This is a genomic window from Paraburkholderia sp. EG286A, from assembly GCF_040965375.1.
Lineage (GTDB): Bacteria > Pseudomonadota > Gammaproteobacteria > Burkholderiales > Burkholderiaceae > Paraburkholderia.
Genome location: NZ_JBFRCB010000009.1, coordinates 157,364 through 178,225, shown reverse-complemented (window position 1 = coordinate 178,225; position 20,862 = coordinate 157,364). Strand labels below are relative to the sequence as shown.

17 protein-coding genes and 1 tRNA gene are annotated in these 20,862 nt (G+C 65.5%); 12 read left to right on the top strand and 6 right to left on the bottom strand.

Features of this window, described 5'->3' with window-relative positions; all coding sequences use genetic code 11:
- Positions 1–13 precede the first annotated feature (13 nt).
- The 3 genes from AB4Y35_RS34325 (at position 14) to AB4Y35_RS34315 (ending at position 2,937) form a co-directional block, all read left to right on the top strand.
- Positions 14–1,072, top strand: a complete 1,059-nt coding sequence (locus tag AB4Y35_RS34325; protein ID WP_368707902.1) for a sterol desaturase family protein — start codon at positions 14–16, stop codon at positions 1,070–1,072.
- Positions 1,073–1,211: 139 nt separating this feature from the next.
- Positions 1,212–2,045, top strand: coding sequence for an EI24 domain-containing protein (locus AB4Y35_RS34320; RefSeq protein WP_368707901.1), 834 nt, complete (start codon positions 1,212–1,214; stop codon positions 2,043–2,045).
- Between the two features lie 34 nt (positions 2,046–2,079).
- Entirely contained in the window at positions 2,080–2,937 is an 858-nt protein-coding gene (locus AB4Y35_RS34315) for a competence/damage-inducible protein A (protein ID WP_368707900.1), read from the top strand.
- 106 nt (positions 2,938–3,043) lie between these two features.
- On the opposite strand, the gene AB4Y35_RS34310 is transcribed toward AB4Y35_RS34315, so the two are convergent.
- Positions 3,044–3,508 (bottom strand): rhodanese-like domain-containing protein, encoded by a 465-nt coding sequence (locus AB4Y35_RS34310; protein WP_133181498.1) that lies wholly within the window; start codon positions 3,506–3,508, stop codon positions 3,044–3,046.
- 466 nt (positions 3,509–3,974) lie between these two features.
- Here AB4Y35_RS34310 and glnA point away from each other — a divergent pair, with 466 nt between their 5' ends.
- From glnA to AB4Y35_RS34290, 4 genes are all read left to right on the top strand, one after another.
- Positions 3,975–5,390: a type I glutamate--ammonia ligase gene (gene glnA, locus AB4Y35_RS34305; protein WP_342923671.1), complete on the top strand. Its 1,416-nt coding sequence runs from the start codon at positions 3,975–3,977 to the stop codon at positions 5,388–5,390.
- Between the two features lie 231 nt (positions 5,391–5,621).
- The gene (gene glnL / locus AB4Y35_RS34300; RefSeq protein WP_368707899.1) at positions 5,622–6,764 is read left to right on the top strand and encodes a nitrogen regulation protein NR(II); all 1,143 of its coding nucleotides are present in this window, start codon (positions 5,622–5,624) and stop codon (positions 6,762–6,764) included.
- Between the two features lie 75 nt (positions 6,765–6,839).
- Positions 6,840–8,408 carry a nitrogen regulation protein NR(I) gene (gene ntrC, locus AB4Y35_RS34295; protein WP_368707898.1) on the top strand — a complete coding sequence of 523 codons (1,569 nt, stop codon included), beginning with the start codon at positions 6,840–6,842 and terminating at the stop codon, positions 8,406–8,408.
- A 117-nt stretch (positions 8,409–8,525) separates the two neighbouring features.
- Entirely contained in the window at positions 8,526–10,619 is a 2,094-nt protein-coding gene (locus AB4Y35_RS34290) for a prolyl oligopeptidase family protein (protein WP_368707897.1), read from the top strand.
- 9 nt (positions 10,620–10,628) lie between these two features.
- Here the strand turns inward: AB4Y35_RS34290 and xth are convergent, their stop codons facing one another.
- Positions 10,629–11,414 carry an exodeoxyribonuclease III gene (xth, locus tag AB4Y35_RS34285; RefSeq protein ID WP_368707896.1) on the bottom strand — a complete coding sequence of 262 codons (786 nt, stop codon included), beginning with the start codon at positions 11,412–11,414 and terminating at the stop codon, positions 10,629–10,631.
- 83 nt (positions 11,415–11,497) lie between these two features.
- Positions 11,498–12,226: an SDR family oxidoreductase gene (locus tag AB4Y35_RS34280; protein WP_368707895.1), complete on the bottom strand. Its 729-nt coding sequence runs from the start codon at positions 12,224–12,226 to the stop codon at positions 11,498–11,500.
- A 100-nt stretch (positions 12,227–12,326) separates the two neighbouring features.
- Between AB4Y35_RS34280 and AB4Y35_RS34275 the strand changes: the two genes are divergently transcribed.
- Complete coding sequence (locus AB4Y35_RS34275) at positions 12,327–12,947, top strand: 2-hydroxychromene-2-carboxylate isomerase (protein ID WP_368707894.1); 621 nt, start codon at positions 12,327–12,329, stop codon at positions 12,945–12,947.
- A 64-nt stretch (positions 12,948–13,011) separates the two neighbouring features.
- On the opposite strand, the gene AB4Y35_RS34270 is transcribed toward AB4Y35_RS34275, so the two are convergent.
- Positions 13,012–14,013 (bottom strand): NAD(P)H-dependent flavin oxidoreductase, encoded by a 1,002-nt coding sequence (locus AB4Y35_RS34270; RefSeq protein WP_368707893.1) that lies wholly within the window; start codon positions 14,011–14,013, stop codon positions 13,012–13,014.
- A gap of 188 nt (positions 14,014–14,201) precedes the next feature.
- Between AB4Y35_RS34270 and AB4Y35_RS34265 the strand changes: the two genes are divergently transcribed.
- Together AB4Y35_RS34265 and AB4Y35_RS34260 are read left to right on the top strand one after the other, a co-directional pair.
- Positions 14,202–14,744, top strand: coding sequence for a PadR family transcriptional regulator (locus AB4Y35_RS34265; protein ID WP_368686229.1), 543 nt, complete (start codon positions 14,202–14,204; stop codon positions 14,742–14,744).
- A gap of 150 nt (positions 14,745–14,894) precedes the next feature.
- Positions 14,895–14,971 (top strand) — tRNA-Met (locus AB4Y35_RS34260).
- Between the two features lie 95 nt (positions 14,972–15,066).
- Here the strand turns inward: AB4Y35_RS34260 and AB4Y35_RS34255 are convergent.
- A complete protein-coding gene (locus AB4Y35_RS34255; protein ID WP_368707892.1) occupies positions 15,067–15,774 on the bottom strand; it encodes an aspartate/glutamate racemase family protein in 708 nt (235 codons plus the stop codon).
- A 165-nt stretch (positions 15,775–15,939) separates the two neighbouring features.
- Between AB4Y35_RS34255 and dinB the strand changes: the two genes are divergently transcribed.
- The gene (dinB, locus tag AB4Y35_RS34250; RefSeq protein ID WP_368707891.1) at positions 15,940–17,112 is read left to right on the top strand and encodes a DNA polymerase IV; all 1,173 of its coding nucleotides are present in this window, start codon (positions 15,940–15,942) and stop codon (positions 17,110–17,112) included.
- A gap of 105 nt (positions 17,113–17,217) precedes the next feature.
- Positions 17,218–18,504 carry an amidohydrolase family protein gene (locus AB4Y35_RS34245; protein WP_368707890.1) on the top strand — a complete coding sequence of 429 codons (1,287 nt, stop codon included), beginning with the start codon at positions 17,218–17,220 and terminating at the stop codon, positions 18,502–18,504.
- Between the two features lie 83 nt (positions 18,505–18,587).
- On the opposite strand, the gene AB4Y35_RS34240 is transcribed toward AB4Y35_RS34245, so the two are convergent.
- Complete coding sequence (locus tag AB4Y35_RS34240) at positions 18,588–20,687, bottom strand: M3 family metallopeptidase (protein WP_368707889.1); 2,100 nt, start codon at positions 20,685–20,687, stop codon at positions 18,588–18,590.
- Between the last annotated feature and the right edge of the window lie 175 nt (positions 20,688–20,862).

Below are 20,862 nucleotides of genomic sequence, written 5' to 3'. Positions count from 1 at the left end.
GCGGGGCGCGCGCATGGATACGGTGGCGTCGCTGCTGGCCTTCGTCGCGCACGCGGGGCAGTCCGTGGTCGCTTCGGCAGACGACCTCGTCTCCTGGCTGCAAACGCTTCTCTACATCGACGTCATTCAGCCGCTGCTCTTCCGCATCGGCATGATGAACGTGGACGAAGACACCTACGACGCGCTGTACTGGGTGATCGTGGGCCTGCTCGAAGTGGGCCTGATGTACGCGCTGCTGCGCCCGCTCGAAGCGCTCGTGCCCGCGGAGAAGTGGCGCGACCGCAAGGGCGTGGGCGTCGATGCGCTCTACACGTGGATCACGCGTCTCGGCATTCTGAACCTGCTGTTCTTCTTCACGATGCAGCCGTTCTTCGACCGTGCGCAGGGCGCGCTGCGGCTCATGGGCGTGAAGACGGTGGACCTCGACAATCTCTGGCCGGGCGTGACCACGCAGCCGCTCGTGGCGTTCGCGATCTACCTCGTGGTGCTCGACTTCTTCAGCTACTGGTATCACCGGCTTTCGCATCGGTACGGCGTCTGGTGGGAGCTGCACGCCGTGCATCACAGCCAGCGCAAGATGTCGCTCTGGTGCGATGACCGCAACCATTTGCTCGACGTGATCGGCCAGTCGTGCATGTTCGCCGCCGTGGCGCTCGTCATCGGCGTGCCGCCCGCGCAATTCGTGGTGCTCGTCGCGCTCACGAACTTCGTGCAGAGCGTGCAGCACGCCAATATTCGCGTGCATTTCGGCTGGCTCGGCGAGCGGCTGCTGGTGAGCCCGCGCTTTCACCGCCGCCATCACGCCATCGGCTATGGCCACGAAGGCACCCACTATGGCTGCAACTTCGGCGTGCTGTTCCCCTGGTGGGACATGCTGTTCGGCAGCGCGTCGTTCAATCGCGAGATCGAGCCCACGGGCATTCGCGACCAGCTCGAAGGCGCGAGCTATGGCGAGGGCTTCTGGGCGCAGCAGGGTTATGCGTTCGGCCGCATCGCGCGGCGCCTGCGTTCGCGCGCCCACGCCGCCACCGCCGCGCCGGCCGAGGCGCGCGACGACGCCACCGTGACCTGAGCGGCCGGCGCGGCGTCCTCGCGCTTCCTCGCCGCCGTCTTACCCGCCATGCGCGCGGTGGTTTATGCTGTCGGCTTGGTCGCACCGATTTCGCCGACACCGTGTTCTCCACCCGTCCTTTTCGCCGTATTCCGCTCGCATGAATGACCTGTTGCGTTCGTTCGGACGCGCGCTCGCGAGCGTGTTCCATCCCGCCATGCTGCTGCTCACCTTCGTGCCATTTCTCGTGGCGGCGGCGGTGTGGGGCGCCGTGCTCTACGTGTTCTGGCAGCCGCTGCTCGACCTGATGCGCGGCGCGCTCGCGAACTGGTCCTCGACGGCCTACCTCTATCATCTGTTCGACGCGCTCGGCTTCGGCTGGCTGCGCGCGACGATCGCGCCGTTTCTCGTCATCATCCTGACGATTCCGCTCATCGTGATCACGGTGCTGCTGCTGATCGTCGCGATTTCGATGCCGCGCGTGATCGGCCATCTATCGAAGCGCCAGTACGGGATGCTCGAGATGCGGCGCGGCGGCAGCTGGTACGGCAGCCTGTTCTATTCGCTCGTCACGACCGTCGTCTGCCTGATCGTGATGATCGTGACGCTGCCGCTGTGGCTCATTCCGCCGTTCTTCGCGCTGATTCCGCCGCTGTTGTGGGGCTGGCTCACGTATCGGGTGATGACCTACGATGCGCTCGCGCTGCACGCAACCGTCGAGGAGCGCCGCGCGCTGGTGCGCAGCCACCGGCTGCCGCTGCTCGTGATCGGCGTGGTGAGCGGACTGCTCGGCTCGCTGCCCACGGCGATCTGGGCCGTGTCCGCGTGGCTGCTGCTGTTCTTCCCGGTGCTGGCGGCGGTGACGATCTGGATCTATGCGTTCATTCTGGTGTTCACGGCGCTCTGGTTCGGGCACTACTGCCTGCGCGCGCTGCAGCGCATGCGCGCGCACGAAGTGCAGCAGGCGTCCGGCGACGTGACGATCGTGCACTAACGCTCAATCATCAAGACAATCAACGAGGCGACCCATGGCATTTGGCGTCATCATCATCGGCGACGAGATTCTCTCGGGGCGCCGCTCCGACAAGCATCTGCCGAAGGTCATCGAACTGCTCGGCGCGCGCGGCCTCTCGCTCGAGTGGGCCCAGTACGTGGGCGACGACCCCGAGCGCATCACCGAGACGCTGCGGCGCTCGTTCGCTTCGGGCGACATCGTGTTCTCGACGGGCGGCATCGGCGCGACGCCGGACGACCACACGCGCCAGTGCGCGGCGGCGGCGCTGGGCGTGCCGCTCGTGTTGCACCCTGACGCCGGGGTGGCGATCCGCGAGCGCATCCGTGACATGCACACCGGCGCCGATCCCGTGAACTACCAGTCGCCCGAGAATCTGCACCGCTTCCAGATGGGCACGTTCCCGCAGGGCTGCGAGATCATCCCGAACGGCTACAACAAGATTCCGGGCTTTTCGATTCGCGATCACTACTTCGTGCCCGGTTTCCCCGTGATGGCCTGGCCGATGATCGAGTGGGTGCTCGACACGAAGTACGCGCATCTGCATCACCAGACGCCGCACGCCGAGAAGTCGCTGCTCGTGTTCGAGCTGCCGGAGTCGACGCTCACGCCGCTCATGGAGCGCATCGAGCGCGATTTTCCGGGCGTGCGGGTGTTCAGCCTGCCGAGCGTGGGCGATACGGAGCGCGGCGGCATTTATGCGCGCCGGCACATCGATCTGGGCGTGAAGGGCGAGCCCGAGGCCGTGGCGGCCGCCTTCGTGAAGCTGCGCGAAGGCGTGCACGAGCTGGGTGGCGATGTGGTCGAGCCGGCGGCGCCGGGCGAGGGGACGCCCGATCGCGAGCGCCGCAGCGGGCCGCGCGCCGGTTTTTGATCCAGCGCGCGGAGGGGCGCCGCGTGCGGCTCGAGGGCCGGCGACGCATCATCGGCGTGTCACACGGGGCGCTCAGAGTGGCCCGCTGGGCCGGAGCGGGGCGGTGTCAGGCACCGATCCACGGCAGGCCGCGGAAGCACCAGCCGGTAACGGTCTTGCGATGCCCCTGGCCGTCCTTGTCGCCTTCGAATCCTTCGAGCAGGTCATAGGCCTTCGTGAAGCCGGCCTTGGCGGCCTCGATGGCGGCGAGCTTGGAGCGCGCGGCGCTGCGGCACAGGAACAGCACTGGCGCGTCGGCTTCCACGGCGCTCTTGAGCTGGGTGAGGAACTCGGCGTTAGGCACGCCGCCCGGATAGCGGGTCCATTCGACGTGCGAATACTGGCCGTCGCCCACGACGGGACGGCCGACCCAGTCGAGTTCAGCGCGCGTGCGCACATCGACGAGGCGCGCACGCGGGTCGAGCTGCAGAAGCTCGAATGCCTCTGCGGGCGACACCGCGCCCGCGTAGGGCAGCTGGTTCTCGACGCGGCGTTTCTCGGCCTGGGCGTACAACTGTTCGAGCGTACTCATGACAACGGATCTCCTGTTTCGCGTTGGACCAAAAAACCATTCTAGCGCGTGGGGACGGAGCGGGCAGGACGATCCGGGCACTGTGAAACCGGGCGTAAGCGATGCTCTTCGCGGCACAAAGGGCGGGATGCATTGAAATGGTGCATGCGAGGTGTTTTGCACCATAATGAAGAGAGATTCGCGCGCCAAATTCGGGATTGCACGAATTTGGTGCCGATGAGCCGCCACACTGGCGGCTCCATAAAAGCGCGGCGCACGATTTTTGACTCCAAGTGCATGTCGCGAAAGGGATTTGCGCCACGTTGGCGCATGCATGGCACGGAAGCTGCTTTATATGTCTCGATCGATTCGCAGCCGGCCAACCGGGGTCAGCAGGACAGGCCCGGGAAGGAGGCGGCCGGCGGGGGATCAACAAGATTGGGACGGCGGCAGCGTTCGCCGAAATCGTTAATCAGGAGAATAGGTTATGAGTAAATCCGTGGCCGACGTCATGCAACTCGTCAAGGACGAAGACGTCAAGTTTGTCGACTTCCGCTTCACGGACACGCGCGGCAAGGAGCAGCACGTTTCGGTTCCGATGTCGGCATTCGACGAAGACAAGTTCGAGTCGGGTCATGCGTTTGACGGTTCGTCGATCGCTGGCTGGAAGGGCATCGAAGCCTCGGACATGCTGCTCGTGCCGGACCCGAACACGGCCTTCATCGACCCGTTCTACGAAGAATCGACGCTCGTGCTGACCTGCGACGTGGTCGAGCCGGCCGACGGCAAGGGCTACGAGCGCGACCCGCGTTCGCTCGCCAAGCGCGCTGAAGCGTACCTGAAGAGCACGGGCCTCGGCGACACCGCCTTCTTCGGTCCGGAGCCGGAATTCTTCATTTTCGATTCGGTCCAGTGGAACACGGATCAGTCGGGCTGCTTCGTGAAGATCGGCTCGGATGAAGCACCGTGGTCGTCGGGCCGCGAAATCGAAGGCGGCAACACGGGTCACCGTCCGGGCACGAAGGGCGGCTACTTCCCGGTCGCACCGGTCGACACGTTCCAGGACATCCGCTCGGAAATGTGCCTGCTGCTCGAGCAGATCGGCATTCCGGTCGAAGTGCATCACCACGAAGTGGCGGGCCAGGGCCAGAACGAAATCGGCACGAAGTTCTCGACGCTGGTTCAGCGCGCGGACTGGACGCAGCAGCTGAAGTACATCGTCCACAACGTGGCGCACACGTACGGCAAGACGGCGACGTTCATGCCGAAGCCGGTCGTCGGCGACAACGGTTCGGGCATGCACGTTCACCAGTCGATCTGGAAGGACGGCCAGAACCTGTTCGCGGGTAACGGCTACGCTGGCCTGTCGGAATTCGCGCTGTTCTACATCGGCGGCATCATCAAGCACGCTCGCGCGCTGAACGCCATCACGAACCCGGGTACGAACTCGTACAAGCGTCTCGTGCCGCACTTCGAAGCGCCGGTCAAGCTCGCTTACTCGGCACGCAACCGTTCGGCATCGATCCGTATTCCGCACGTGTCGAACCCGAAGGGCCGCCGTATCGAAACGCGCTTCCCGGATCCGCTCGCCAACCCGTACCTGTGCTTCTCGGCACTGATGATGGCAGGTCTGGACGGCGTGCAGAACAAGATCCACCCGGGCGAAGCCGCCGACAAGAACCTGTACGACCTGCCGCCGGAAGAGGATGCAAAGATCCCGACCGTTTGCGCCGGCCTCGACCAGGCTCTCGAAGCGCTCGACAAGGATCGCGAGTTCCTGACGCGCGGTGGCGTGTTCACCGACGGCATGATCGACGCGTACCTCGCGCTGAAGGAAAGCGAACTGCAACGCGTGCGTATGACCACGCACCCGGTCGAATTCGAACTGTACTACTCGCTGTAATTGGCGATGGCGCTTCGCTGCCTGCTACACAGCGAAGCGCCGGTTCAGTGTCTTCGACTCGCAGGACGCGTGCGCGTTGGGTCTCCAAGGGACGGCGGTGCCGTCCCTTTTTCGTTGGGACGCCTTGTCGCTCGTCGACGAGGCGTATCGACCCGCTTGTTGACCAGCGTATTGACCAGAATTAACGACCAGGACCGTTGCTGGCGCGCCGTATGGCGGCCGGCCTGAAACATGGTGCTCAAGAATCTGATCAAGGCAAGAAAGGGCCACGCCGAACCGCTCTCCGACGACGCGCCGCTCGTCGAGTCGGGCCTGTTGCCCGGCTTCGAGGCGCTGCCCACGGTCGTGCTCGTGCTCGACAAGCGCACGCTGCGCGTGGCCTTCGCGAATCCTTCTGCGGAGGCGATGCTCGATCTCTCGCGCCGTCAGCTCGCGCAGATGGCGTGGTCCGATCTATTCTCGAACGCGGACGAACTGCTCTCGACGATCGCGTCGATCGCCGAGCATCGCTTTCACGCGACGCGGCTCGACGCTTCGCTGGAACGCCCCGGACGCGAACCGCTGAACGTGCATGTGGTCGTGGGCTTTCTCGAGAGCACGCCCGATTACGTGCTGCTCGAACTGTTCGAGAACGAGCGTCATTTGCGCAGCGACCGCGAGGAGCGCATTCACGACCTCACGGCCGTGAACAAGCATCTGATCCGCAATCTCGCGCACGAGATCAAGAATCCGCTCGGCGGCATTCGCGGCGCGGCGCAGCTGCTCGAATTCGAACTCGGCACGCTGGAGCGCGACGAGCTGCGCGAGTACACGCAGGTGATCATCAAGGAGTCGGACCGCCTGCAGACGCTCGTCGACCGGCTGCTGGAGCCGCACCGGCATCCGCACATCGTCGGCGACGTGAATATTCACGAAGTGTGCGAGCGCGTGCGCGCCGTGATCCTCGCGGAATTCCCGCGCGGCCTCACCATCGAGCGCGACTACGACGTGAGCGTGCCCGACCTGCGCGGCGACAAGGAGCAGTTGATCCAGGCACTGCTGAACATCGTGCGCAATGCGGCGCAGGCGCTGCGCGAACGCATTTCGCAGGGCGACGCGCGCATTGAATTGCGCACGCGCATCGCGCGCAAGGTCACGATTTCCAAACGCCTGTGCAAGCTGGCATTGGACTTGCATATCACTGACAACGGACCCGGCATTCCCGAGGATATTCGCGACCGCATCTTCTATCCGCTCGTCTCCGGACGCGAGGATGGCAGCGGTCTCGGCCTCACGCTCGCGCAAACGTTCGTCCAGCAGCACGACGGACTCATCGAAGTGGATAGCCGGCCGGGTCACACCGAGTTTCAGATCTTGCTGCCGCTCGATAGTTGAATCCGTTGCATCGATAGCCAAGCCTGAATTTAGATTTACCGATACCGCACGCCACCAGGACTTCTGACCGATCTTATGAAGCCGATCTGGATAGTAGACGACGACCAATCGATACGCTGGGTGCTCGAAAAGGCCCTTGCCCGCGAAAACTTCGCCACCCGCAGCTTTTCGAACGTGCGCGAAGCCGCGAGCGCGCTCGATCACGACAGCCCGCAGGTGCTCGTCTCCGACATCCGCATGCCGGGCGGCTCGGGCCTCGAGCTGCTGCAAACCGTGCGTGAGCGTGTGCCGGGCTTGCCCGTCATCATCATGACGGCGTTCTCCGACCTCGACAGCGCAGTTGCCGCGTTTCAGGGCGGCGCGTTCGAGTATCTCGCCAAGCCGTTCGACGTCGACAAGGCCGTCGAGCTGATTCGCCGCGCCGTGGACGAAAGCATGCGCGGCGAGCAGCAGTGGGACGAGCGTCCCGCTGAAGCGCCCGAGATGCTCGGCCAGGCGCCGGCCATGCAGGACATGTTCCGCGCCATCGGACGGCTTTCGCATTCGGCGGCCACCGTGCTCATCACCGGCGAGTCTGGCACCGGAAAGGAGCTTGTCGCGCGCGCCTTGCACCGACATAGCCCACGCGCGAACGGTCCGTTCATCGCGCTGAACACCGCGGCGATCCCGAAGGATCTTCTGGAATCCGAACTGTTCGGCCACGAGCGCGGCGCGTTCACGGGCGCGCAGGCCATGCGCCAGGGCCGCTTCGAGCAGGCCGAGAACGGCACGCTGTTCCTCGACGAAATCGGCGACATGCCGTTCGACCTGCAAACGCGCCTCCTGCGTGTGCTCTCCGATGGCCAGTTCTACCGCGTGGGCGGGCACAACCCGCTGCGTGCGAACGTGCGCGTGATCGCCGCGACGCACCAGAACCTCGAAACGCGCGTGCGCCAGGGGCTGTTCCGCGAGGACCTGTATCACCGGCTCAACGTGATTCGGCTGCGTTTGCCTGCGCTGCGCGAGCGCAGCGAGGACATTCCGCTGCTCACGCGCCACTTCCTCCAGAAAAGCGCGCGAGAGCTGGGCGTCGAGCCCAAGCGCGTATCGGACGAGGCGCTGGCGTGGATGTCGTCGCTGCCGTTTCCCGGCAACGTGCGCCAGCTCGAGAATCTCGCGAACTGGCTCACCGTGATGGCGCCCGCGCAAACCATCGAGATCAAGGATCTGCCGCCTGACCTCGTGCCTGCGCACGGCTCGGCGGGTTCGGTGGTGCATCTCGCCGATGCTTCGGCCGCTTCCGAAGCGGGTGCGGCGACCAATGGCGCGGGCGGCGTATCGCCGGTTGGGGGCGCCGTGGCCGGCGCGATCGGCGGCGTCCCGGGCGGCGTGGTGTTCGGCACGCCGGCGTTCGGCGCGTCCAACGGCGTTGCTGCCGCGGTCTCGCCGCTGAGCGTGTGGGAGAGCGGTCTGCGCACGGAAGTCGCGCGTCTGTTGCGCGAAAACAGCGCCGACGTCATGGACGAACTCTCGCGGCGCTTCGAAGCCGCCGTGATCCGCGAGGCGCTCGACTTTACGCGCGGGCGCAAGGTCGAGGCGGCCGAGCGTCTCGGCATCGGCCGCAACACCATCACGCGCAAGATCCAGGAACTCAATCTGGAATGAGCGCGGACTAGCATGGAGCACCGGGCCGGCCTCGCGCCACGCGAGCCGGCCCGGCGCGCAGTCCATCGGCGCGCACACAGGGCATAATCGACGCTGTTTTCCTGTCGACGACCGATCATGCCCGTGACTTCTCCCTGGCCCACCGAGGCCGATCCGTTCCTTTCGCTCGAATCGCTCGACGACCCCGCCGTCATGGCCTGGGTCGAATCGCGGAACGCGCGCACACGCGCCGCGTGGCAAGGTGGTGCGCGCTTCGAGGCGCTCGAAAAGCGCCTTGCGCAGGCCTATTTGCCGCGCGAGCGGCCCGTGATCCCGAGCCGCTGGCAGGAGTGGGCCTACGACCTGTGGGAGGACGAGGACAATCCCAAGGGCCTGTGGCGCCGCGCGCTCTGGGCCGACTGGCGCGCCCACAAGCCGCAGTGGCAAACGCTGATCGACTTCGACGCGCTCGGCGCGAAAGAGGGCAAGCCATGGGTGTGCGCGGGCATCGATATCCTCTACCCGGACGGCGACCGCGCGCTGATCCAGCTTTCCGATGGCGGCTCCGACGCCGTTATCGTGCGCGAGTTCGACATCGAGAAGCGCGAATTCCTCGGCGATGGCTTCGCCATCGCGAAGGAAGGCAAGCACATCATTTCGTGGATCGATCGCGATACCGTGTACCTGGGTTGGGACGCGGGCGGCAAGAGCGGCAAGAAGATGCTCACGCGCTCGGGCTACCCGCGCGACGTGCGCCGCTGGACCCGCGGCACCGCGCTCGCCGATGCGCCTGTGGTCTTCAGCGGCGAGTTCGACGACATCAGCGTGGAGGGCGACTACGATCCGGTCGAGAAGCGCCACGACGTGGTGCGCAGCGTCGACTTCTTCGATTCATACACGTATCGTCTCGACGAGCGTGGCGACTGGCAGGTGTACGACGTGCCCACGCATGTCTCGGTGGGCGCGTGGCATGGCTGGCTGCTGCTCGAGCCGCGGCTCGACTGGAGCGTTGCGGGCGTGACGTACAAGGGCGGCGCGTTGCTCGTGATCCGCGAAGAGGCGTTCCTTGCGGGCGAGCGCGCGTTCACGCCGCTCTTCACGCCCACGCCGGTAACGTCGGCGTGCGACTGGACCAATACGCTCAACGTCCTGATCGTCTCGTGGCTCGACGATGTCGAGAGCCGCACGATGCTGTGGCAACCGCAGCAGGAAGAGGGCGCATGGCGCTGGGAGTCGCGCGTGTTTCCTGCGCGTGCGAGCTCGCAGGTCGATGTCTCGCCCATTGAAGACACGCTCAACGACGAGGTTTTCGTCGACGTCGACGATTATCTGCTGCCGCCCGAATACTGGCTCGCCGATCTCGCGCAAACCGATCTCCAGCAGTGGGAATTGCTCGACCGCTGGCCCACGCAGTTCGACTCCGGCCCGCTCACGGTCATCCGCTCGCACGCGCGTTCGGCGGACGGCACGAGCGTCCCGTTCACCGTGATCGGCCCGAAGGCCGTGCTCGAAGGCGAGTCGCGCAAGGCGTCGCCGTGCCTGCTCACGGGCTACGGCGGCTTCGCCATCGCGCTCACGCCGCAATATCTCGTGGGCTCGGGCATCGGCTGGCTGGAGCAGGGCGGCGTGGTGGCGATCGCGCACATTCGCGGCGGCGGCGAGTACGGCACCGCCTGGCACGTCGAGGCGCAGCGCGAGCATCGCCAGCGTTCGTTCGACGACTTCATCGCGGTGGCCGAGCAGTTGATCGCCGATGGCTTTACGAGCGCCGCGCAACTGGGCATCAAGGGCGGCAGCAATGGCGGGCTGCTGGTGGGCGCCTGCATGGTGCAGCGCCCCGAGCTGTTCGGCGCCGTGGTGTGCGAGGTGCCGCTGCTCGACATGCAGCGCTACCCGCTGCTGCATGCGGGCGCGTCATGGATCGACGAATATGGCGATCCTGAGGATGCCGAAGAATCGGGCGCGCTGGCCGCCTATTCGCCTTACCACCATGTGAAGCCAGGCGTCGTGTATCCGCCGTCGCTGTTCACGACTTCGACGAGCGACGATCGCGTACACCCCTCGCACGCTCGCAAGATGGTCGCGCGCATGGAGAAGCAGGGGCACGCGAATGTCTGGTATCTGGAGAACACCGAAGGCGGTCACGGCCCCGGCAGCGATTCGCTCGAGCGCGCGGAGTATGACGCGCTCGTCTATCGCTTTCTGTGGACCACGCTCGCGGGGAACTGGTAAGGCGCGCGTTCAGCCCGCCATATCGAGCGTGGCGATCACCGGCGTGTGGTCGGACGGCTGTTCCCACTTGCGCGGCACCTTGTCGACTTCGCACGCGGTGAGGTGCCCGGCAAGCGCGGGCGAGAGCAGGATATGGTCGATGCGCAAGCCCGCGTTGCGGCGAAACGCGAACATGCGATAGTCCCACCACGTGAAGAGCTTTTCGGGCTGTTCGAACTGGCGGAACGCATCGACGAAACCCAGTTCGATCAGCCGGCGAAACTGCGCGCGCTCTTCGGGAGAGACGAGGTTCTGGCCTTCCCAGGCCTTCGGATCGTGCACGTCGCGGTCTTCGGGCGCGATGTTGTAGTCGCCGAGCAGCGCGAGCTTCGGGTAGCGCTGCATCTCCTGCGCGAGCCAGTCGTGCATGGCGTCGAGCCATTGCAGCTTGTACGCGAACTTTTCCGTGCCGGGCGCCTGGCCGTTGGGGAAGTACGCGCTCACGATACGCACATCGCCGATCGTGGTGGCGATCACGCGCTGCTGCGGATCTTCGAAGCCCGGAATGTTGCGCACAACGGTGGCCTCGTCGACGAACAGGCCTTCGCGCACAAGAATGCCCACGCCGTTATAGGTCTTCTGGCCCGCAAACCAGCTGCGATAGCCGTGCGCCTCGAGATCGGCGCGCGGGAACTTGTCGTCGGTGAGCTTGAGCTCCTGGAGGCAGAGCACGTCGGTCTTGCTCTCGTTGAGCCAGTCGATGACGTGCTGCAGACGGACCTTGAGGGAGTTGACGTTCCACGTTGCGATTTTCATGTGAGGCTCGATAGGGTGACGGTGTGCGTTCGGTGCACTTCGCCGCCATTATCGCCTGCTTCGCAGAGCGGGCAACTGTTGCCTCACCATTGCTCCAGCCACGGCCGCAGATCGAGTTCGTGCGTCCACGCATCGCGCGGCTGCTGGTGCAGCGTCCAGTAGGCGTCGGCGATGTGCTCGGGGTTCAGGATGCCGTCGCGTTCCTTGAGCTTGTAACGCTCGGGAAAATTCTCGCGGATGAACTCGGTGTCGATCGCGCCATCGACGATGATCTGCCCGACGTGAATGCCCTGCGGTCCGAGTTCGCGCGCCATCGACTGGGCGAGGGCGCGCAGCGCGTGCTTCGCGCTCGCGAACGCCGCGAAGCCCTCGCGCCCGCGCAGGCTCGCCGTGGCACCCGTGAAGAAGATCGAACCGCGCTCGCGCGGCAGCATGACTTTTGCGGCTTCGCGGCCCATCAGAAACCCGGCGAAGCAGGCCATTTCCCAGACCTTGTGATAGACGCGCGCCGTGGTCTCGGTAATGCCGAAGCGCACGTTCGCGCCGATATTGAAGATCGCCACCTCGATGGGCGCGATGCGCGTTTCGATCTCCGCGAAGAGCGCGATCATGTCCTCTTCCTTGCGCGCGTCCGAGCCGAAGGCGTGCGCTTCGCCGCCCTCGGCTTCGATCTGCGCGACGAGCGGCGCGAGCTTGTCGGCATTGCGGCGCGTCACGCAGGCAATGTAGCCCTCGCGTGCGAAGCGGCGCGCGATGGCGCCTCCGGTGGCGTCGCCTGCGCCGATTACCAGTACGGCTTTCTTTTGCGTCATGGTGTTTGTCTCACTGTCGATTACAGCGGCCCGGTTTCAGGTATCTTAGGACGTCGGCGCGCCCGGGCAAAGGTGCGCGCATTCACATAAGGGAGACACGATGGCTGACATCAAGGTGCAGTTTCTGTTCGACTTCGGTAGTCCTAACGCTTACCTGTGCCACAAGGTGATCGGCGGCATCGAAGCGCGCCAGCAGGTGCGTTTCGAATATGTGCCGATCCTGCTCGGCGGCCTCTTCAAGCTGAGCGGCAATCGCTCGCCGGCCGAGGCGTTCGCGGACATCGAGAACAAACGCAAGTTCATGATGCTCGAGATGCGGCGCTTCATCGGGCAGCATGGGCTGAGCGCCTATCGGCACAATCCGCACTTCCCGGTGAACACGTTGCAGATCATGCGCGGCGCCATTGCGGCGCAGCGCAACGGCACGTTCGAGCGCTACGTGGACCGCATGTTCGCGCACATGTGGGAAGAGGGCCTCAAGATGGACGACCCCGCCGTGATCCGCGCGGCGCTCGAGGCGGACGGCCTCGACGCCACGGCATTCGAAACGGCGATTCAGGGCGCCGATGTGAAGGCCGCGCTGCTTGCGAACACGCAGTCGGCGTTCGAGCGCGGCGCGTTCGGCTCGCCGACGTTCTTCGTCGGCGACGAAATGTACTTCGGCAAGGATCAACTGCGCGACGTCGAAGAGGAAATCGCGCGTGTGAAGTCGCACGCATAAAACGCGGCGCTGCAGCACGAGGCGAGGCGGGCGCGGCATGATCGCTCCCGCCTCGCGCCGCGCATCAGAGCGCGGCTTGTTCCACCGTTTGTTCCTCGGCTTGCGGCGTGGCGACCACGCCCAGACGCACGCGCGCCGCCTCGTATTCGCGCTGCAAACGCGCGACGAGTTCAGCCGCAGGCACGACGCTCTTCACCGCGCCGATGCCCTGGCCCGAGCCCCAGATGTCCTTCCACGGCTTCACGCGCGTCGAGCCGAAATTCATCGCCGACGGATCCGACTGCGGCAGCGCTTCCGGATCGAGGCCGCTCGCCACGATGCTCTGGCGCAGATAGTTGCCGTGCACGCCCGTGAAGAGATTCGAGTAGACGATATCGCCCGCGCCGCCTTCGACGATCATTTGCTTGTAGGCGTCGACGGCATTCGCTTCGTGCGTGGCGATGAACGCCGAGCCGATATAGGCGAGATCGGCGCCCGCCGCCTGCGCCGCGAGAATTGCGTTGCCGTTGCCGATCGCGCCCGACAGCAGCAGCGGGCCGTCGAACCATTCGCGAATCTCGTGGATGAGGGCGAACGGCGAGAGCGTGCCCGCGTGGCCGCCCGCACCGGCGGCCACGGCGATGAGGCCGTCCGCGCCTTTCTCGATGGCCTTCTTCGCGAACGTGTTGTTGATGACGTCGTGCAGCACGATGCCGCCCCATGCGTGGATCGCGTGGTTGACCTCTTCGCGCGCGCCGAGCGACGTGATGACGATCGGCACCTTGTATTGGGCGCACACACCAAGGTCGTGCTCGAGGCGGTCGTTCGACTTGTGGACGATCTGGTTGACGGCGAACGGCGCCGCCGGGGCGTCCGGATGCTTCGCGTTGTACTCGGCGAGTTCGGTGGTGATGCGGTCGAGCCATTCACCGAGCACGTGCTCGGGGCGCGCGTTGAGTGCGGGGAACGAACCGACGACGCCTGCCTTGCACTGGGCGATCACGAGATCGGGATTCGAAATGATGAAGAGGGGCGAGCCGACGACCGGAATCGACAGGCCGCGGCGCAGCACGGCGGGAAGGGACATCCATATCTCCTGGACTGGGGCGGCCGCCGGGTGCGGCTGCCGTCGCGTGATTCGATGCGCCGGCGTACGCGCCGGCTGGCAGGCTCAAACATAGCAAAGCCGCCGAAACTATGCAACCAGTTGCATAGTGGGAAAATTCGCTCCGCAACAGATCCGGTATCGGGCGGGGCGTGGTTTAGAATCGCCGCATGTCGACGCCGCATGCCATCCTCATCGCCTTGCTGGAAAAGCCTTCATCGGGCTACGACCTCGCGCGCCGCTTCGATCGCGCGATCGGCTACTTCTGGCACGCCACCCATCAGCAGATCTATCGCGAACTGGGCCGCATGGTCGACGCGGGGTGGGTGTCGGTCATCGAGGACGAGACGGCCGCCGCGTCGCGCAAGAAGGTGTATTGCGTGTTGCCGGTCGGGCGGGATGAAGTGGCGCGCTGGGTGCGCGAGACCGCGCTCGACCTCGATTCGCGCAACGTGTTTCTGCTCAAGCTGCGCGCCGATGCCGTGATCGGGCCGCTCGGCCTCGCCGAGGAACTCGCGCGGCTCATCGAAGAAAATCGTGCGCGGCTCGCGACCTATCGGGAGATCGAGCAGCGCGATTTTGGCGCGGCATCGCTCACGCGCGGGCAGCAGTTGCAGTACGCGATCCTCAAGGCGGGCATCCATACGCAGGAGATGTGGCTTGCGTGGGCGGAAGAGGTGCGCACGCTGGTGGAACCCCCGCAGGCACAGTGAAATGTGCCAGGTTGTCCGAAGTAATTCTCGCTTTGAGATTCGCGTCACGATCGCCGGCTCGACGATGTCCGAATGCGTGATGTTTCAGTCGTGTGAAAAAGACGCTTGACGGAGTGATCGAGGCACCCTATAATTCTTTTCTCTGACGGACGCGGGGTGGAGCAGTCTGGCAGCTCGTCGGGCTCATAACCCGAAGGTCGTAGGTTCAAATCCTACCCCCGCAACCAAACGTCTTAAGCAGCAAGGCCTCGTGCCAAACAATGAACCCGCTCTGAGCGGGTTTTTTGTTTTCTGCGGCTCGAAGCTGCAACGAGCGCCATCGCTAGGCACCTGCCTCGCCTCCAATCGCCCAATCCACCGCGGCCTGCGCGTGCAACGCGGTCGTGTCGAACACCGGCAGTGCCGAATCGTTCTGTCCAATCAGCAGCGTGATTTCCGTGCAGCCGAGAATGACCGCCTGCGCGCCGCGTGCCGCGAGGTCTTCGATCACGCGCTGATACACGCGCCGCGACTCTCCATCCACGTTGCCGTGACACAGTTCGTCGTAGATGATCCGGTGCACGTCCGCGCGATCGTGTTCGTTCGGCACGATTGCTTCGATGCCGTGCGCCTCGCGCAGTCGCCCCACGTAGAAGTCCTGTTCCATCGTGTAGCGCGTGCCGAGCAGGCCCGCCCGCGTGAAGCCCGCGGCGCGCAGCGCCTGGCCGGTCGGGTCCGCGATATGCAGGAAGGGGATCGAGATCGTCGCCTCGATCGCCGCGCGCACGCGGTGCATCGTATTCGTCGCGAGCAGCACGATCTCGGCGCCGCCGCGTTCGAGCTGCTGCGCGGCCTCGGCCATCTGCACGCCCAGCGCGTCCCAGTCGCCCGCGCGCTGGAGCGCTTCGACCTGCGCGAAGTCCACGGTCACCATCAGGCTGCGCGCGTTGTGATGGCCGCCCAGACGCGCCTTCGCGTGGCGGTTCAGCAGCCGGTAATACTCGGCCGACGATTCCCAGCTCATCCCCCCAATCACGCCGATCGTCTTCATCGATTCGTTCCTCGCTCTCGTGGCCTGTTCAGTCCGCACGAGTATAGGCCCGCGCAGCCAGCAGTCCAGAGACGGTCTGGCCGATCCGAAGCGGTACGGGAGCCGATAAAGGGCGCGGACACTTGTCTTGAAAATAGTACTGTGTTTTTGTACAGTATCGAGACCGTGAACTCGCCTTCTTCCGACCTCGCGCCGCCGGCTGCGCCCGCCCCGGAGCGCTCCGCCGCCGCACTTATCGCCGCCGCTCGCAAGATCATCCATTGCGATTGCGACTGCTTCTATGCGTCGGTCGAAATGCGCGACGACCCCTCACTGCGCGGCCGTCCGCTCGCGGTGGGCGGCCGGCCCGACCAGCGCGGCGTGATCGCCACCTGCAACTACGAGGCGCGGCGCTTCGGCATACATTCGGCGATGTCGTCGGCGCTCGCCATGCGCAAGTGTCCCGAGCTGCTGATCCTGCCCACGGCGATGGAGAAGTACCGCATCGCCTCGCGCGCGATCATGGCGATCTACCGCGACTACACGCCCGACGTCGAACCGCTCTCGCTCGACGAAGCCTATCTCGACGTCACGCGCGCCTCGCGCTGCAAGGGCAGCGCCACGCTGATCGCCGAGGAAATACGCGCGCGCGTGCGCGAAACCGTAGGCGTGACGGTATCGGCCGGCGTCGCGCCCAACAAGTTCATCGCCAAGATCGCCTCGGACTGGAACAAGCCCGATGGCCTCTTCGTCGTGCGCCCGCCTGAAGTCGATGCCTTCGTCGCCGCGCTGCCCGTGCGCAAGATCCACGGCGTCGGCAAGGTCACGGCCGCGAAGCTCGAAAACCTCGGGCTCACGACCTGCGCGCAACTGCGCACGTGGTCGTTGTTCGATCTGCATCGGCATTTCGGCGTCTTCGGCAAGCGGCTCTACGAACTCGCGCGCGGCCTGGACGACCGGCCTGTGCGAGCCGATCAGGAGCGCAAGTCGGTGAGCGTCGAGACGACCTACGTGAACGATCTGCTCACGCTCGAAGCGTGCAGCGAAGAGCTCAAGCGGCTTGCGGTGCAGCTCGACGCGCGCATCGAACGCGCGGCTTGCGCGCACGCGGTGCGCAAGCTCTTCGTGAAGATCCGTTTCGCCGACTTCCAGCGTACGACGGTCGAGTGTGTGGCCGACGCCGCCGATGTGCGCACCCTTCTGCTGATGCTCGAAAAAGGGCTCGCGCGGCGCAAGCTGGCGGTGCGACTGCTCGGCGTGGGCGTGCGGCTCGAAGAGGACAACCCGGCGTTGCGCGGGCAATTCGCACTCTTCGACGACGATCCCGCGGAAGACGACGGTCCGATCGCGCCCGTCTGACGCCTGCGCGTAGAGGCGGGCCACGCCGCTGGCGGCGTCATTCTGGCGTCGATAGAATCGACGCGAGTCTTAACGAAAGTGCCACGCCAGAACAAGGAGCCGCAGATGGACCTGATCATTCGCCGCGCGGTGCTCGCGCATGCGCATCCCGCCGGGTATCCCACGGTGGATATCGGCATCGAGGGCGGGCGCATTACGGCCGTCGAGCCGCAGCTCACGACGGCGGCGCGCGAGGAGATCGATGCCGCGGGTGCGCTCGTGAGCGCGCCGTTCGTCGATGCGCATTTCCACATGGACGCCACGCTTTCGTATGGCCTGCCGCGTGTGAATGCGTCGGGCACGCTGCTGGAGGGCATCGCGCTATGGGGCGAGCTCAAGCCGCATCTCACGCAGGAGGCGCTCGTCGAACGCGCGCTGCAGTACTGCGACTGGGCCGTCGCGCGCGGGCTCCTCGCGATCCGCTCGCACGTCGACGTATGCGACGCACGGCTGCTCGCGGTCGAGGCGCTGCTGGAAGTGAAGCGCCGCGTCGCGCCGTATCTCGATCTCCAGCTCGTGGCGTTTCCGCAGGACGGCGTATTGCGCAGCCCCGGTGCCTTCGACAATCTCAAGCGCGCGATCGCGATGGGCGTGGACGTGGTGGGTGGCATTCCCCACTTCGAGCGCACGATGGCGGAGGGCGCCGAATCGGTGCGCCTGCTCTGCGAGTTCGCCGCCGACAAGGGCCTGCGCGTGGACATGCATTGCGACGAGTCCGACGACCCGCTCTCGCGCCACATCGAAACGCTCGCGGCGCAGACGCATCGGCTGGGCCTGCATGGGCGCGTGACTGGCTCGCATCTCACCTCGATGCATTCGATGGACAACTACTACGTGAGCAAGCTGATCCCGCTCATGCGCGAGTCGGGTGTCGCGGCGATTGCGAATCCGCTCATCAATATCACGCTGCAAGGGCGCGCCGATACCTACCCGAAGCGCCGCGGCATGACGCGCGTGCCCGAGTTGATGGCGGCAGGCGTGACCGTCGCGTTCGGCCACGACTGCGTGATGGACCCGTGGTACAGCTTCGGCTCGGGCGACATGCTCGAAGTCGCGCACATGGGCCTGCATGTCGCGCAAATGACGGGCACCGACGCCTCGCGAGCCTGCTTCGATGCGGTGACCGTGAATGCCGCGACGATCCTCGGCCTCGAAGGCTACGGCGTGGCGCCCGGTTGCGCGGCGAACCTCGTGGTGCTCGACGCGCGCGATCCCATCGAGGCGATCCGGCTGCGCGCGGCGCGGCTCGCGGTCGTGAGCCGGGGCAGGGTGGTGAGCCGGCAGCCCGCACAGCGCGCGGCGCTTGCGCTCGAAGGACGGCCGCAAAGCGTCGATTTCAGGCTGCATCGATAAAAGGCGCGGCAATAAAAAACCGCGCATGGGTTGCCCACCCATGCGCGGTTTTCGTTCGGATCGCTTACGAACGAGTCACGTGATCACTGCTGTGACGGCGGCTGCTCCATGCCGTTGTGGCGCAGCAGCGCGTCGATGTTCGGCTCGCGGCCGCGGAAGGCCTTGAACGATTCCATCGCCGGGCGGCTGCCGCCCACTTCCAGGATTTCCTTGCGGTAGCGCGTGCCGGTCGCTTCATCGAGCACGCTCGACTTCGCGGCTTGTGCGGCTTCCTCGAAGGCCGCATAGGCATCGGCGGAAAGCACTTCGGCCCACTTGTAGCTGTAGTAGCCGGCTGCGTAGCCGCCCGCGAAGATGTGGCTGAACGTGTTCGGCCAGCGCGAGAACGGCGCCTGCGGAATGACGTGGTAGCGCTCGTTGATCTCGCGTGCCAGGTCGTTCGCGCTCTTGCCCTTCGAAGCGTCGAAGTCCACGTGCAGCGCCATGTCGAACATCGAGAACACGATCTGGCGCAGCGTGCCGAGACCGCTCTGGAAGTTCTTCGCGGCAAGCATCTTGTCGAAGAGTTCGCGCGGCAGCGGCTTGGCCGTCTCGACATGCGAGCTCATTTCGCGCACCACGTCCCATTCCCAGCAGAAGTTTTCCATGAACTGCGAGGGCAATTCGACGGCATCCCACTCCACGCCGTTGATGCCCGACACGCCCAGTTCGTCCACCCGCGTGAGCATGTGGTGCAGGCCGTGGCCGAACTCGTGGAACAGCGTAATGACTTCGTCGTGCGTGAAGCACGCAGGGCGGCCGCCGACCGGGGCCGAGAAGTTGCACGTGAGATACGCGACGGGCGTTTGCACGTCATTGCCTTCGAGCTTGCGGCGCGAGCGGGCGTCGTCCATCCATGCGCCGCCGCGCTTGCCTTCGCGTGCATAGAGGTCGAGATAGAACTGCGCGACGAGCGTGCCGTCCGCGTTTTCCACGCGGAAGAAACGCACATCGGGATTCCATACCGGCGCGGTGTCCGGGCGGATGCGCACGCCAAACAGCGTTTCCGTGACCTTGAACAGGCCCTGCAGCACGAAGTCTTCCGGGAAGTACTGCTTCACCTCGTTTTCCGAGAACGAGTAGCGCTTCTGGCGCAGACGCTCGGCGGCGAATGCCATGTCCCACGGCTCGATCTGCGTGAGGCCCAGTTCGCTCGCGGCGAATTCGCGCAGCTCTTCCCAGTCCTTTTCGGCGTGCGGGCGCGCGCGCGTGGCGAGGTCTTCGAGGAAGCTCATCACCTGGGCCGGCGTTTCCGCCATCTTCGGCGTGAGCGAGACTTCGGCGAAGTTGTTGTAGCCGAGCATTTTCGCTTCTTCGGCACGAAGCTTCAGCTGCTCCTCGATGATCGCCGTGTTGTCCCATTCGGTCTTGCCGCCGCCGTAGACGGGGCCAAGCTCGGACGCGCGCGTGACGTAGGCGCGGTACATCGTCTCGCGCATCGCGCGGTTTTCCGAGTACTGCAGCACCGGGAAGTACGAGGGGAAGTGCAGCGTGAACTTCCAGCCTTCCTTGTTCTCGCGCTCGGCGGCTTCGCGCGCGGCGGCGATCACGTCCTCGGGCAGGCCCGCGAGGTCGGCTTCAGTCGTGGCATAGAACGCGTAGCCGTTGGTCGCGTCGAGCACGTGGTCGGAGAAGGCTTTGGCGAGCGCGGCCTGGCGCTCCTGCAGCTCGGCGAAGCGCGGCTTCTGGTCTTCGGGCAGTTCCGCGCCGGAGAGGCGGAAGTCGCGCAGCGAATTGTCGAGGATCTTCTTGCGCTCGCCCGAAAGCAGCTCGAACGAGTTGTGATTCGTAATGGCCTTGTACTTCTTGAAAAGCTCGAGATTCTGGCCGACGCTCGACCAGAATTCGGTCACGCGCGGCAGGTTCTCGCCGTGGGCGGCGCGCAGTTCCGGCGTGTCGGCGACGGCGTTCAGGTGGCCGACCACGCCCCAGGCGCGCGAAAGCGGCTCGCTGGCGCGTTCGACCGGTTCGACCACGTCGCTCCATTGCGCGGGCGTCATGGGTTGCGCGGCGCGCTCGACCGCGGCCTTCGCGTTCGCGAGCAGGACGTCGAGCGCGGGCGTTACGTGCTCGGGGCGGATTTCGCCAAAGCGCGGCAGTCCGGTGAAGTCGAGGAGCGGATTGTCGGAGGGGGTAGTAGCCATGATGCTTCCTGTTCCTGTCTGTCGCGGGTTAGGGGACCGGGGGCGCGGCACGCGCGCCCGATAGCCAGAGTATTGGGGCGCCAGGCGCGCTTTCCAACCGGGTTATCCGAGCAAATTAACAGATGTCGGGGGGCGGTGCCGCAATCGCGGCTGCGCTCGTTCACGCGGGCGGCGC

Coding starts and splice junctions, on each gene's coding strand:
- AB4Y35_RS34290 (WP_368707897.1), top strand. CDS start 8,526: ATGCCCGTGACTTCTCCCTGGCCCACCGAGGCCGATCCGTTCCTTTCG.
- AB4Y35_RS34320 (WP_368707901.1), top strand. CDS start 1,212: ATGAATGACCTGTTGCGTTCGTTCGGACGCGCGCTCGCGAGCGTGTTC.
- glnA (WP_342923671.1), top strand. CDS start 3,975: ATGAGTAAATCCGTGGCCGACGTCATGCAACTCGTCAAGGACGAAGAC.
- AB4Y35_RS34240 (WP_368707889.1), bottom strand. CDS start 20,687: ATGGCTACTACCCCCTCCGACAATCCGCTCCTCGACTTCACCGGACTG.
- AB4Y35_RS34275 (WP_368707894.1), top strand. CDS start 12,327: ATGGCTGACATCAAGGTGCAGTTTCTGTTCGACTTCGGTAGTCCTAAC.
- AB4Y35_RS34270 (WP_368707893.1), bottom strand. CDS start 14,013: ATGTCCCTTCCCGCCGTGCTGCGCCGCGGCCTGTCGATTCCGGTCGTC.
- ntrC (WP_368707898.1), top strand. CDS start 6,840: ATGAAGCCGATCTGGATAGTAGACGACGACCAATCGATACGCTGGGTG.
- xth (WP_368707896.1), bottom strand. CDS start 11,414: ATGAAAATCGCAACGTGGAACGTCAACTCCCTCAAGGTCCGTCTGCAG.
- AB4Y35_RS34245 (WP_368707890.1), top strand. CDS start 17,218: ATGGACCTGATCATTCGCCGCGCGGTGCTCGCGCATGCGCATCCCGCC.
- AB4Y35_RS34310 (WP_133181498.1), bottom strand. CDS start 3,508: ATGAGTACGCTCGAACAGTTGTACGCCCAGGCCGAGAAACGCCGCGTC.
- AB4Y35_RS34255 (WP_368707892.1), bottom strand. CDS start 15,774: ATGAAGACGATCGGCGTGATTGGGGGGATGAGCTGGGAATCGTCGGCC.
- glnL (WP_368707899.1), top strand. CDS start 5,622: ATGGTGCTCAAGAATCTGATCAAGGCAAGAAAGGGCCACGCCGAACCG.
- AB4Y35_RS34265 (WP_368686229.1), top strand. CDS start 14,202: ATGTCGACGCCGCATGCCATCCTCATCGCCTTGCTGGAAAAGCCTTCA.
- AB4Y35_RS34325 (WP_368707902.1), top strand. CDS start 14: ATGGATACGGTGGCGTCGCTGCTGGCCTTCGTCGCGCACGCGGGGCAG.
- AB4Y35_RS34315 (WP_368707900.1), top strand. CDS start 2,080: ATGGCATTTGGCGTCATCATCATCGGCGACGAGATTCTCTCGGGGCGC.
- AB4Y35_RS34280 (WP_368707895.1), bottom strand. CDS start 12,226: ATGACGCAAAAGAAAGCCGTACTGGTAATCGGCGCAGGCGACGCCACC.